A 13,638-nucleotide genomic window follows, 5' to 3' on the forward strand; every position below is an offset into this window, starting at 1 on the left:
TCCAAAGTTCTCCTTTCATATTCACACCACCTATTATTTTTTATTCTTTAGGTAGTGTTCCCTCTTTGATTAAGAACTCTGTACTTTTTGATTACCTTTTATCTGTATTTTATCATTGTCCTTTACAATATTTCTTACAAAATAAAAAAGTAAGGTCCGTAATGGAACCGAGCAATATGTTTATTTATAAAAATCCATTACGGACCCTATAAAATAAAAACATATTTTTTCGAAACCTATTTACGAACCTTACATTTATATTATGTGATTTATTTTCTATTTTATGCCTGGGAAATTATGGAAAATAAATAAAAAAGATCCTAGATTTTACTCTAAAGTATCCCTAAGTTAATTATATATTTCATATTACAAAGCTCTATCCAACTATTCTTTCCTAATCTAATTCTATTAACGATACATCTATAACTTTTTTTAATACACTAATTATATGATTTCTTTCATTTTCTATAAACCTCATAACATCTAAAGAATATAATAAATCCTTAGATATAAGCAACAAACTCCCCATCATTACCTACCACCTCTTATATAAGATTTACTTATATATTTCTACATTTATTTTAAAATTCCTTCAAAACATAAAGAAAAGACTAGAGATTTGTGTGTCTACTTCAATAATTTCTTTAATTCCTTTTCTACCTAAACTTCTTAGATTAATTCTAAATATTCCCCTTATCTATAGTAAAAAATAAAGTGAATAAACATCTTTCAAAAAAATGTGCTTGATTCATGTTATATGCTCTAGCACTTTATTTTTACATTTTAATTTAGTTCTATTAATTAACGTGTCTTTTTAATGATTTTTCAATCTGCTGTTACTCCATCTATAACTATCCATTTATTTTTTCACTATATTTAATATTCACTAAATTTTCCACCTTTTTTCTTCATATCACCACCTACCTTATATTTTTTGTAAACTTATATTAGCGTAACAGGTTAAATAAATCTACCATAGAATAGGAGTATGATAATTGAACAATAAAGCTGCAATCAAAAAACTGGTTAAAGAAATTGAAATAACTAGAATTAAACTTCATGATTTAATATCTGAGAAGAAATATAATCTTCTTGATTCTGAGGTAATCAAACTAAGTCAATTACTGGATAAGCTCTTGTCCGAGTATGAAGATTTAAAATAAACAAATAATTAATTAACTATATTTAACCTGTTGCGCTTATTTTTTAAGCAAGTTCTTGCATGAAAAAAGAGCCTATTGGCTCTATTATTCTTTCTGTTCTAATAATTCATTTGTACATAGAAAAGAAACCTGATTTTAGGTTTCTTTTAAAATATAAATTATCTTTGAATCTTGTTAGCTATAAATAATAATATACAAGCTCCAACTACAGACACTATTACACTCCATAAATTTAACCCCGTAACACCTGATGCTCCTATTAATCTAAATACAAAACCTCCTATAAAAGCACCTATAATACCAACTATAATATTTGCAATAGCACCCATTTGTGAATTTTTACCCATTATCATACTTGCTATCCAACCAGATAGTGCTCCTAATATTATCCATGCAATATATCCCATAGTGTCAACTCCCCTACTGTTTATTTTAATTATCTTGTATTTAAAATACCCTATATACAATTAAAATAAACAGTACTATTATTTTATCTGTCTTACTAACCTAACTCTATATATTGTTTATATAGTTATTAGATTGTTCTACTATGTCTATTATATTTTACAAAATAAAAAGGACCTTACTGGTCCTTTTCTGCTGTTTTTAACCTTACTTTTATTAATTATTATATAATTATACAGATCAATCCACCACTGCCGTCATTAATTATTCTCTCAAGGGCCCTTCTAAGTTTTTGTCTTGCATCCTCTGGCATTGTACTAAGCTTTCCTTGAAGTTGTTCATTTACTAAATCATATAATGATTTACCGAATAAATTTAACTGCCAAATATTTGAAGGGTCTCCTTCAACTTCTGATAGTAGATAGTTAATAAGTTCTTCAGATTGCTTTTCTGTACCTATTAGCGGAGATACTTCTGTAGCTATGTCTGCCCTCAATACATGAAGTGATGGAGCCTTTGCCTTTAATTTTACTCCATATCTATTTCCTTGACGATAAACTTCTGGTTCTGCCAATTCCATTTCATCTAAACTAGGGCTAACTAATCCATATCCAATTTCTTTAGCTTCAATTAATGCTTTTTCAATTTTATCATATTTTTTCTTAGTATCTGCTAGTTTTGAAATCAGACCTAATAGTTGATAGTCTCCTTCTATTGAATATCCTGTCATATCATTTAACACACTATAGAACAACCCATCATCAACTATTATTTCAGAGTGTACAACCCCTTCTCCCAATTTAATTTCAGATAGATTTACGTTTTTCACTATATCCAAATCCTTTAAAGGATTTAAAAAACTTGAAACCTCGTTTAATTTATGAAGTCCTTCTATAGTTTCCTTTAAAGCATTTAATATATTTGATTTTATCCAATGTCTCTTTGGTAATCCTTCTATCCATTTTGGAAGATTTATAGTTACTTCTTTTACTGGGAACTCAAATAATAGTTTTTCAAATATCTTTTCAATATCTTGAGTATCCATATTTAAGCAATCTACAACTACTACTGATACCCCATACTTACCTTGTAAACTTTCCTTTAATGCCATTGTACTATCTAAATTAGGATGTTTCGAGTTTAGTACAATAACAAAAGGCTTTCCTAATTCTTTTAATTCTGATATAACTCTTTCTTCTGCCTTAATATAATTAGATCTGTCTATATCAGTTATGGAACCATCTGTTGTCACTACTAATCCAATGCTTGAATGATCGGCTATAACCTTTCTTGTACCTATTTCTGCTGCATCTTCAAAAGGGATTTCTTCATCATACCATGGTGTAGTTACCATTCTAGGAGCAAAGTTTTCCTCATGTCCCAAGGCACCACTAATTAAATATCCTACACAATCTACCATTCTTACCTTAAAATTTACATTTTCATTTAAAGTAAGTTCTACTGCCTCATTAGGCACAAACTTTGGTTCTGTAGTCATTATTGTTTTTCCAGACCCACTTAAAGGCAATTCGTCCTTAGCTCTTTCTTTTTTATGCTTATTATCGATATTAGGTAAAACCAATAATTCCATAAATCTCTTTATAAATGTGGATTTACCTGTCCTAACTGGACCCACAATACCTGCATAAATGTCTCCATCTGTTCGTTCTGAAATATCCTTGTATATATCAAATACTTCCACATCGTTCCCCCCTTATAAATATAATTATTAAAATACAAAACTTAACATTATATATATACGTTAGGAATTCAGAAATATTACAAGCTGATGAAAAAAACCTGCTCTCTCTTGAGCAGGTTACCATAAATTATTATTTTCCAAAACTATATTTTCCATTTCATGTTTTTTATCTCTAACCATCAAACTAGAAACTGAATTTTTCACATCTTTGCCTTCATATAATACACCGTAAAGTTCTTCAGCTATAGGCATATCTATATTATATTTTTTAGATAGGTCAAATGTAGATTTTGTTGTTTTTATACCTTCTACAACCATTCCAATTTCTTTTATAGCATCTTCTACTTTTATACCTTTTCCTATTAATATTCCTGCTCTTCTGTTTCTACTAAGCATACTAGTACAGGTTACTATTAAATCTCCTATACCTGCCAATCCTAAAAAAGTACTGGCTTGTGCACCCATTTTTTCTCCTAACCTAGCCATTTCATAAATTCCTCTAGTCATAAGTGCCGCCTTAGTATTGTCACCCCATCCCGAACCATCTGATATACCAGCACCTAAGGCAATTATATTCTTCAATGCTCCTCCTAGTTCTACTCCTATAACATCTGGATTAGTATATACTCGAAAACTAGGAGTTATAAATAGGTCTTGAACATATTGTGCCACTTCCTTACTTTTGGAAGCTGAAACCACTGTAGTAGGCATGTTCTTAGCCACTTCCTCTGCATGAGAAGGCCCTGATAGTACAGTGTATCTACTATTTGGTACTATTTCTTCAACAATTTCTGATATTCTAAGTAAGCTTTGATTTTCAATACCTTTAGAAACATTAACTATTATTTGATCTTTTTTAATATATGATTTACAATTATTAAGCACTTCTCTAATTCCATGAGTTCCCACAGATAATACAATAGCATCTTTATTAAAATTAACCTTTTCCAAATCATTAGTTAATTTTAGATTAGATGGTAGTGTAATATCAGGAAGATATTTGTTGTTTATTCTAGTTTCATTCATATCCATAATTTGGTTTTCATCTCTTAACCACATATGAACATCATAACCTTTATTGGCTAGTAAAATTCCTAAAGCAGTCCCCCAGCTTCCACCACCTAAAACTCCAATTCTTTTACTCATTAAAAACACCTACCTATATGTTATTTCCTAATTTATTTTCTTCTCTATTACATAATCTGATTATATTCGCTTTATGTCTAAGTACTAAAAGGGTAGCAAGTATCCATACAGTAAAATAAAGAGTTTTATCCACTGTGTCTGAAGTCAGTACTATAAACAAAGGTGCAAGAACAGCTGCAGTAATAGAGCCTAGTGATACATATCTAGTAAATAAAATTACAATAGCTGCTCCTAACAAACATAATAGTCCTACCTTCCAGCTAAGGATTAATAGAACCCCAAAAGAAGTCGCAACTCCTTTTCCTCCTTTAAATTTAAGAAATATTGGAAAGTTATGCCCTAGAACAACAAAGAAACTTGCTAAAAGGCTTCCATTAAATCCTAATAATGCTTTTCCCAATAATACTGCTACTATACCCTTTAATATGTCTAAAACAAAGGTCAATACTCCCATTTTTTTACCCAAAACCCTAAGGGCATTAGTTGCTCCAGCATTGCCACTTCCATAGTTTCTTATATCTATGTTCTTTGACACTTTACCTAAAAAATATGCAGATGAAAAACATCCTATTAAATAAGGTAGTAATATAGACAAAAATATTTTCATTTTTATTCTCCCTTTTCTCTAAATTCAAATTGAATAGGTGTTCCTACAAACCCAAAATGGTTTCTTATTTGGTTTTCTAAATATCTAACATATGAAAAATGCATTAGTTCTGCATTCCTTACAAATATTACAAACTTAGGTGGTCTTACAGATACCTGAGTTCCATAGTAAATCCTTGTTCTCTTTCCTTTATCACTAGGTGGCTGATTCATAAGCACTGCTTCATTGATTATATCATTTAATACACCTGTACTAATTCTTAGATTATAATTGTTATTTACTACATTTATTAACTCCAATAATTTATCTACCCTCTGTCCTGTTAAGGCAGATATAAATACTATAGGTGCATATGCAATAAATCCTAATTCTTTTCTAATTTCTTTTTCAAACTCTAAATGTGTGTTAGTGTCTTTTTTTACTAAATCCCATTTATTGATTGCAATTATAATAGATTTTCCATTATCATGGGCATAGCCTGCTATTTTAGTATCTTGCTCTGTAATTCCTTCAGTAGCATCTATGACCAATATACATATGTCAGATCTATCTACTGCTGTTAAAGTCCTTATGACAGAATATCTTTCTATATCCTCATATATACTTCTCTTTCTTCTTAGGCCTGCTGTATCAATAAATACATATCTATGTTCATTATAATTAAAATAAGTATCTATTGCATCTCTAGTTGTACCTGGTATATTCGTCACGATTACCCTTTCTTCACCTAAAATATTATTAATTAAAGATGATTTACCTACATTGGGTTTACCTATTAAAGAAACTCTTATTAAATCCTCATCATAATCTGTGTCTCTATCTCCTGGGAAACTTTCTATTATTTCATCTAATAAATCTCCTATACCAAGTCCTTGCTCTCCAGATATAACTATAGGTTCTCCAAGACCTAGTTCATAAAACTCATATATTTCATCTGGAGTTTTTGGAGTATCTATTTTGTTACAAGCTACTATTACTTTTTTTCCTGATTTTCTAAGCATATTCCCTATTTCTCTATCTGTAGAAGTAAGTCCAGCTAATCCATCTACTACAAATAAGATAACATCAGCAGTATCTACTGCCATTTCTGCCTGCCTCTTTATATTGGACATTATTATTTCTTCATTTTCAGGTTCAAGTCCTCCAGTATCTATTACTGTAAAATATTTTCCTAACCATTCCCCTTCAGCATATATCCTATCTCTAGTTACTCCTGGAGTATCTTCTGTTATTGCAATTCTTTTTCCAACTATTTTATTGAATAAAGTTGATTTACCTACATTTGGTCTTCCTACTATACAAACAATGGCTCTATTCATCTGTTCATCCCTCAATTCTTTATTATATCTATTAAACTTTTTCCTTCTAATTTAGAAGGGATAATGGGAATATTCAATTTCCTTGATACTTCCACAAGGGTCAAATTGTCTAAGAATATTTCCTCGTCTCTTTTCAACATAGAACTTGGAATAATAATTCCATCAATATCTTTATAATCCTTTAGCTGAGAAACTAAATCTCCACCTGTTACAAGTCCAGATACAGTTATAGTTTCTCCAAAAAACTTATTAACTATTGGCACAACTATTATTTCTAATTCATTAAATTTCCTAATTATTTTATCCTTGATACCTTCTATAAAATTAAATGCTAAAGTTCCTGTAGCTATTATATATTTCTTCTTATTATTTATGGGTACCTTTATCTTATTCAGTTCTTTAACTATTTCATCCTCAAAGGATTTCATAAGCCCTACTCCATTTTCCAGCTGGGGAAATCCTTCATATTTATCATAACTAGGTAATTCTTTCTCTGTTGTTGCAAAGAATTCATCTGAAGCAAATACAAATCTAGTTCCTATTTCTTCTAAAAACTCTGATTGCTTATTAGATATAAATTCCAACAACTTTTCAGAGCCTTCTTTAGTAAATGGTTTTACATCATAAAGTCCATCTCTATACTTAGTTATACCCACAGGCACTACTGCTATACTTTCAACAGTTGGATATAAATTCTTTAAATCAGACAATGTTCTATTTAATTCTTCTCCATCATTTACTCCTGGGACTAAAACTATTTGACAATTCACTTCAAGGTTGGCCTCTTTGAACCTCTTTAGTATATCATATATCCTACCTGCATTCTTGTTATTCAACATCTTTATTCTAAGTTCAGGATTTGTAGTATGGACACTTACATTTATGGGACTTAATCTATACCGTATTATTCTGTCTATTTCATCATCACTCATATTAGTAAGAGTTATGAAATTACCTTGTAAAAATGATAATCTTGAATCATCATCTTTAAAATATAGGGTTTCTCTCATATTGGGCGGTAATTGATCTACAAAACAAAACATACATTTATTTCTACAGGATTTAGCCTTGTCTATTAAAGGATTAGTAAATATCAGACCTAAATCCTCATCAAAATCTTTTTCAATTTCCAATTCCCATATCTCACCATCTTTTTTTCCTATGGCAACTATAAGATAATCATCAGACACTAAGTATTTATAATCAATAATATCTTTTACAGGTATATCATTAATTGTTAGTAATATGTCTCCTGGTTCTATTTCTAATTCTTCGGCTATGCTACCCTCAGTAACTTCTTCTATAATATTTCTATCTTCCGAATAATTATTTAATTCGTAGTTATTTGATTCCAATTTTTACACCTCAATTATTTTTAAATCTATGCCTACTCTAATATAGTATAACAAATATGTAAAGAAAAGCCTACAGAATTATCTGTAGGCCTTATAATTAATATAATTTATATTTATCACATAATCTTTCTACTCTAGCTTTTATTTCATTTCTGTCTTTAGTTTCATCTAGTGCTAAAGTCATTATTTCAGCAATTTCTAACATATCCTCTTCTTTCATTCCACGAGTTGTCATTGCTGGAGTACCTATTCTTATTCCACTTGTTATAAATGGTGATTCTGGGTCAAATGGAATAGTATTTTTATTAGTTGCTATACCAATTTCATCTAAAAGTGCTTCTGCTTTTTTTCCTGTTAAACCTTTTGTTCTAACATCTATTAAAATTAAGTGATTATCTGTACCACCAGATACTAGTCTAAATCCATTTTTTATTAATCCTTCTGCTAACGCCTTAGCATTGTTAATAGTTTGTTGTTGGTAACCTTTAAAATCATCTTGTAAAGCTTCACCAAATGCAACTGCTTTAGCAGCTATAATATGCATTAATGGTCCACCTTGTATTCCAGGGAATATTGCCTTATCAATAGCTTTAGCATATTCTTCTTTACAAAGAATTGCACCACCTCTTGGCCCTCTTAAGGTTTTATGAGTTGTAGTAGTTACAAAATCTGCATAAGGAACTGGATTCGGATGTAAGCCTGCTGCAACAAGACCAGCTATATGAGCCATATCTACCATTAAATATGCTCCTACTTCATCTGCAATTTCTCTAAACTTCTTAAAGTCAATTTGTCTAGGATATGCACTAGCACCAGCTACAATCATCTTTGGCTTTTCTCTTAAAGCTATTTCCCTTACCTCTTCATAGTCTATTACTTCTGTTTCTTTATTTACTCCATAAGCTATAAAATTAAAATAAGTTCCTGAAATATTAACTGGGCTACCATGAGTTAGGTGACCACCTTGTGATAAATTCATACCTAATACTTTATCGCCAGGTTTTAATACAGCAAAATATACTCCTAAGTTAGCATTAGAGCCAGAATGTGGCTGCACATTGGCATGATCTGCACCAAATATTTCTTTTAATCTATCTATAGCAAGATTTTCAACCACATCTACTACTTCGCAACCGCCATAGTATCTCTTTGCTGGGTATCCTTCAGCATATTTGTTAGTTAAATAACTACCTGCTGCTTCCATTACCTGTGGTGTTACAAAGTTTTCTGAAGCTATAAGTTCAATATGTTTCTTTTGTCTATTTAGTTCCGTTTCAATAATGTTCATTACTTCAGGATCATACTTCGCTAAATTTGTGAAATCCATATCCTTATATCTCTCCTTATCTTTTATTTTTGTAATTAATTAATTATAAAATTATATTATGTTATAATATATATAATTAATTGTAAATTTAAAATATAACCATTTACATTATATATTTTTTTCACAAATTTTACAAGAACATTAATTAAAGAGGTGATAATATGGATGAAAGGGAAGAAGTTAAAAAGTTATTACTTTTAGCAACAATGGCGGGAAGAATAATGCTTAAAGCTGGAGCAGAAACCTATAGAGCAGAAGATACAATAATAAGGATTTGTAAGTCGAGAAAGGATATAAGATATGTAGATGCCTATGTAGTTCCAACTGGAATCTTTATATCTCTAGAATATAAAGGTGAATTATTATCTTATATAAAGAGAAACAAAACTATTTCCATAGACTTAAATAAAATTGATATGGTCAATGAATTTTCTCGTTCTTTTGTTAATTCTCAAATGTCTATAGATGATGGAATTAAAGAACTAAAGAGAATTAATAAAACAGATGCTTATAAATCAAAAACAAAATCTTTATTTGGCTCCTTAGGAGCAGCACTCTTTTGTGTTTTATTTGGCGGTACATTTTTAGACTTTATATCAAGTTTTATTGTCAGCTTAACTGTTTTAACTTTTATAAATAAAATTTCAAAACTTGAACTTACGTTTTTTGTCAATAATTTATTTGGGTCTATACTGGCAAGTGGTTTATCTTTTATTACAGTCATGGTAGGATTAGGTCAAAATCTTGATAAAGTTATAATTGGTTCTATAATGTGTCTAGTTCCCGGTGTGGCAATTACAAATGCTATTCGTGATACTATGTCTGGAGAATTTTTATCTGGTTTATCTAGAGGTATGGAAGCCGTATTCTCTGCTATTGCCATAGCTCTGGGAGTTGGAATCATTCTTAATTTTTATGCGAAAGGAGTTTTTTAATTGGTAATTATAAAACAGCTAATTATATCATTTTTCTCTACAATAGGCTTTTCCATATTATTTGGTTCTCCTACAAAGACTTTGGGATACAATGGTCTTACTGGAGCTATTGGATGGACAGTATATTTTATAACTGCAAATATATTCCATAGCAATGTAAGTGCTACGTTTTTAGGTGCCTTAACAGTTGGTCTATTAGGGGAGCTATTGGCAAGAAAATGTAAAAAGCCAGCAACCATATTTATTACCTCTGGAATAATTCCATTGGTTCCTGGTGCTGGCATGTATTATACTATGCTTGCAATAATAGAAAATGACTTTACTATGGCTGCCACTAAAGGGGTAGAAACCTTCTTTGTAGCCACAGCTATAGCTGTAGGAGTAATAATTTCATCAGCATTCTCTAGGTCAATAAAGAGAGTAAAACTAAAAGACTGAGTTTATTTAGAATATTTAACCATTATATCAACTAATTTATCTAAGGCCTCTTCTTCGTTTACTCCTTGTAAATATCCTTTTAAACAATCTTTCATATAATTCTCTAATATTAATCCACCTACACTGTTTAAAGCTGCCCTAGCTGCAGCTATTTGGATTAATATATCACCACAAAACTTTTCTTCATTTACCATTTTTTGTATGCCCTTTATTTGTCCTTCAACCCTTCTTAACCTTTTGATGACAGCATCCTTATCTCCCAACAATTACACTCCTTTAATTAAATAATCCTTGTCATTTTTATAATATTTTCCTCTTTTTTGCCAACCTTTTTATCTATAAATTTGACTACTAAATAACCAAAAGCTAAAAATATCAAACCTATAAAAAAACTTAATGGTTCATAACTAGATATAGACATATTCTTTAAAATCTTCATGCTCAATGATATTCCTATAATAAGAAATGCAAATGGAATCATATATATAATCATAGTATATTTCAATATATTTTTTGTTTCTCCCTGTATCTCTACAAAGTCTCCTACCTCAGCATTTATATTATTAGGTAAAATCACTACATGACTTGGAACATTACATCCACCACCACAGCCTTTACAATTTTCTCCACAGCCTGAAATTCTTCTGACTTCTACTTCTGCTTCTCCATTTAACACCTTTCTTACTAATCCAACTTGATCCATATCTACACCTCCATACTCCTATATTATATCATAGTAGAATATGAAATGTTATATATTCTGATTCTTAGTAGTTTGAATATGAACCTCTTGAAGTTGCTTATGAGAAACTACAGTAGGTGCATTAGTCATTAAACAAGTAGCTGATTGAGTCTTAGGAAATGCTACAACATCTCGAATATTAGATGTATTTGATAAAAGCATAATAAGCCTATCAAAACCATAAGCAATGCCTCCATGGGGTGGAGTACCATATTTAAATGCTTCTAATAAGAATCCAAACTTATCCCAAGCCTCTTCTTCTGTAAATCCTAAGGCACTAAACATTTTCTTTTGTAAAGTAGAATTATTAATTCTAATACTTCCACCACCCATTTCATCTCCATTAATAACTATATCATAAGCTTTAGCCCTTACTTTTTCAGGATGAGATTCTAAAAGTTCTATATCTTCCTCCATTGGGTGAGTAAAAGGATGATGTTTAGCCACATATCTATTTTCTTCTTCATCAAATTCAAATAGTGGGAACTCTGTAACCCAGACTAATTTCATATCATTAGGATCAATTATATTTAGTCTTTTTGCCACTTCGTTTCTCAAATTACCTAAACTATCAAATACAATTGATTTTTTGTCTGCTACAAAGAGAATTAAATCTCCTTTTTCCCCTTCCATTCTTTCTATAATGTTTGTGAACTCTTCTTCACTAAAGAACTTAGCAATAGGAGAAGTCACTCCTTCTTCAGTTATTTTAATCCATGCTAATCCTTTTGCACCGTAGGTTTTTGCATAGTCTTCTAAAGCAGTTATATCCTTCCTTGTAAACTTATCTCCATATCCTTTTACATTGATTCCTCTTACAGCACCGTTGTTTTCAATGGCTCCACTAAATACTTTAAATCCACAGTTCTTTACTAAGTCGGAAATATCCTTTAACTCAAATCCAAATCTTAAATCTGGCTTATCAACTCCATATCTTTCCATGGCTTCATTATAAGTTATTCTCTTAATAGGAAGATCTATTTCCACACCTTTTAATTCTTTGAATAATCTATATAACAATTGTTCATTTATAGAAATAATATCTTCTATATCTACAAAAGACATTTCAATATCTATTTGAGTAAATTCTGGTTGTCTATTGGCTCTTAAATCTTCGTCTCTAAAACATTTAACTATTTGGAAATATCTATCCATTCCTGCAACCATCAGAAGCTGTTTCATTAACTGTGGAGATTGAGGAAGTGCATAGAATTCTCCAGGATTTACCCTACTAGGCACTAAATAATCTCTTGCTCCTTCAGGCGTTGGCTTTGTAAGCATAGGTGTTTCTATTTCAATAAAGCTATTTTCATCTAAGAAGTCCCTTACTACTTTGGCTGTTTTAGCTCTTAGTTTTAATCTTTCCTGCATAGATGGTTTTCTTAAATCTAAATATCTATATTTTAGTCTCATAGATTCAGACACATTGTCGTCATCTTTAATATATATAGGTGTAGTTTCAGATTCATCTAGGATTTTAAGTTCATCTACTAAAACTTCCACTTCGCCAGTAGGTATTTCTTTATTAATGCTTTGTCTGATTCTTACTTTTCCTTTAATTGCTAATACGAATTCTGATCTGATTTTTTCAGCTTTATTAAATACTTCACTAGACACAGTATTATCAAATACAATTTGAGCAATTCCTGTAGTATCTCTTAAATCCATAAATATAATTGAACCTAAATTTCTTTCTCTTTGAACCCATCCCATTAACACTACTTCTTTACCGTCATGTTCTGGTCTTAGTTCTCCACACATAATGGTTCTTCTTAAATTTCCCATTTTTTCTCCCATATTATAACCTCCTCAAAAAAATATAAACCTCTCATCTCTGATATTCAGGGACGAGAGGTTATCTCGCGGTACCACCCTAATTAGGTTTTCCTCACTCGAAATTTTAACGCATTTCTGCGAATTAATCCTTACAGATTACTTACTCAAAGGTGTCTTCATTAAATATTAGTATCGGTTTTCACCTTCTACCGACTCTCTATAACTAAGAAATTTAATTACTCTTCCTTATCTTTGTAATAATTATATTTATTTTCATTAATTATAGACCAAAAAATAATTAGTGTCAAGAACTATTATAGTTTTAATCTAAAGTGGTAATAAATTCTTTATCATCACAGCTTATATGGTTTGCCAACCAATCTATGATTAGAACTTTCAATTCATTTAGATTCTCCTCAGAACTGTTTTCTATGGTCTTTTGATATATCCTATATATCTCTTCTATGAAATGATTATGTTTTTTTCTATGATTAAGAAATCCTTTATATGAGTTTTCCAGCATTAACATTTCTTCCTCATAAAAGTGATTATTTGCATAATTCATTAAAAATATAAATATTTTTTCAACAGTTTCTATATCAGATTCAGGTCCTAAATCAAAAATCTCTTTTGCCTTGTCAAAAATACTTTTATGCTGCTCATCAATTGTATCTATTCCCGTTTCAAGATCTTCAGTCCACCATAACATAAAGTCATCCCCTT

15 protein-coding genes and 1 other annotated feature are annotated in these 13,638 nt (G+C 30.4%); of the genes, 3 read left to right on the top strand and 12 right to left on the bottom strand.

Features of this window, described 5'->3' with window-relative positions; translation table 11 throughout:
• Positions 1–394: 394 nt before the first annotated feature.
• Positions 395–532 carry a hypothetical protein gene (locus FYJ83_RS12625; RefSeq protein ID WP_154441010.1) on the bottom strand — a complete coding sequence of 46 codons (138 nt, stop codon included), beginning with the start codon at positions 530–532 and terminating at the stop codon, positions 395–397.
• Between the two features lie 463 nt (positions 533–995).
• Between FYJ83_RS12625 and FYJ83_RS12630 the strand changes: the two genes are divergently transcribed.
• A complete protein-coding gene (locus FYJ83_RS12630) occupies positions 996–1,163 on the top strand; it encodes an aspartyl-phosphate phosphatase Spo0E family protein (protein ID WP_154441012.1) in 168 nt (55 codons plus the stop codon).
• 158 nt (positions 1,164–1,321) lie between these two features.
• Here the strand turns inward: FYJ83_RS12630 and FYJ83_RS12635 are convergent, their stop codons facing one another.
• From FYJ83_RS12635 to FYJ83_RS12665, 7 genes are all read right to left on the bottom strand, one after another.
• Positions 1,322–1,570, bottom strand: a complete 249-nt coding sequence (locus FYJ83_RS12635; protein WP_154441014.1) for a GlsB/YeaQ/YmgE family stress response membrane protein — start codon at positions 1,568–1,570, stop codon at positions 1,322–1,324.
• Between the two features lie 221 nt (positions 1,571–1,791).
• Positions 1,792–3,270 carry a stage IV sporulation protein A gene (gene spoIVA / locus FYJ83_RS12640; protein ID WP_216585138.1) on the bottom strand — a complete coding sequence of 493 codons (1,479 nt, stop codon included), beginning with the start codon at positions 3,268–3,270 and terminating at the stop codon, positions 1,792–1,794.
• A 117-nt stretch (positions 3,271–3,387) separates the two neighbouring features.
• Complete coding sequence (locus FYJ83_RS12645) at positions 3,388–4,416, bottom strand: NAD(P)H-dependent glycerol-3-phosphate dehydrogenase (protein ID WP_154441016.1); 1,029 nt, start codon at positions 4,414–4,416, stop codon at positions 3,388–3,390.
• Between the two features lie 13 nt (positions 4,417–4,429).
• On the bottom strand, positions 4,430–5,023 hold the full coding sequence (plsY, locus tag FYJ83_RS12650) for a glycerol-3-phosphate 1-O-acyltransferase PlsY (protein WP_154441018.1): 594 nt from the start codon (positions 5,021–5,023) through the stop codon (positions 4,430–4,432).
• Positions 5,024–5,025: 2 nt separating this feature from the next.
• Complete coding sequence (der, locus tag FYJ83_RS12655; RefSeq protein WP_154441020.1) at positions 5,026–6,342, bottom strand: ribosome biogenesis GTPase Der; 1,317 nt, start codon at positions 6,340–6,342, stop codon at positions 5,026–5,028.
• Between the two features lie 11 nt (positions 6,343–6,353).
• Positions 6,354–7,697: a DUF512 domain-containing protein gene (locus tag FYJ83_RS12660; RefSeq protein ID WP_154441022.1), complete on the bottom strand. Its 1,344-nt coding sequence runs from the start codon at positions 7,695–7,697 to the stop codon at positions 6,354–6,356.
• 97 nt (positions 7,698–7,794) lie between these two features.
• A complete protein-coding gene (locus FYJ83_RS12665) occupies positions 7,795–9,024 on the bottom strand; it encodes a serine hydroxymethyltransferase (RefSeq protein WP_154441024.1) in 1,230 nt (409 codons plus the stop codon).
• A gap of 161 nt (positions 9,025–9,185) precedes the next feature.
• On the opposite strand from FYJ83_RS12665, the gene FYJ83_RS12670 reads away from it, so the two are divergent.
• The gene (locus FYJ83_RS12670; protein WP_154441026.1) at positions 9,186–9,959 is read left to right on the top strand and encodes a threonine/serine exporter family protein; all 774 of its coding nucleotides are present in this window, start codon (positions 9,186–9,188) and stop codon (positions 9,957–9,959) included.
• Positions 9,960–10,397, top strand: coding sequence for a threonine/serine exporter family protein (locus FYJ83_RS12675; protein WP_154441028.1), 438 nt, complete (start codon positions 9,960–9,962; stop codon positions 10,395–10,397). It begins immediately after the preceding gene.
• A gap of 2 nt (positions 10,398–10,399) precedes the next feature.
• Here the strand turns inward: FYJ83_RS12675 and FYJ83_RS12680 are convergent, their stop codons facing one another.
• The 4 genes from FYJ83_RS12680 to FYJ83_RS12695 form a co-directional block, all read right to left on the bottom strand.
• Positions 10,400–10,660 (bottom strand): metal-sensitive transcriptional regulator, encoded by a 261-nt coding sequence (locus FYJ83_RS12680; RefSeq protein WP_229768583.1) that lies wholly within the window; start codon positions 10,658–10,660, stop codon positions 10,400–10,402.
• Between the two features lie 17 nt (positions 10,661–10,677).
• A complete protein-coding gene (locus FYJ83_RS12685) occupies positions 10,678–11,100 on the bottom strand; it encodes a SoxR reducing system RseC family protein (protein WP_154441032.1) in 423 nt (140 codons plus the stop codon).
• A gap of 48 nt (positions 11,101–11,148) precedes the next feature.
• Entirely contained in the window at positions 11,149–12,936 is a 1,788-nt protein-coding gene (gene aspS, locus FYJ83_RS12690) for an aspartate--tRNA ligase (protein WP_154441034.1), read from the bottom strand.
• A 43-nt stretch (positions 12,937–12,979) separates the two neighbouring features.
• Positions 12,980–13,177, bottom strand: a binding site (T-box leader).
• 60 nt (positions 13,178–13,237) lie between these two features.
• Positions 13,238–13,624, bottom strand: coding sequence for a bacteriohemerythrin (locus FYJ83_RS12695; protein ID WP_154441036.1), 387 nt, complete (start codon positions 13,622–13,624; stop codon positions 13,238–13,240).
• Between the last annotated feature and the right edge of the window lie 14 nt (positions 13,625–13,638).

The organism is Tissierella pigra (genome assembly GCF_009695605.1).
In the GTDB taxonomy this organism is placed as follows: domain Bacteria; phylum Bacillota; class Clostridia; order Tissierellales; family Tissierellaceae; genus Tissierella; species Tissierella pigra.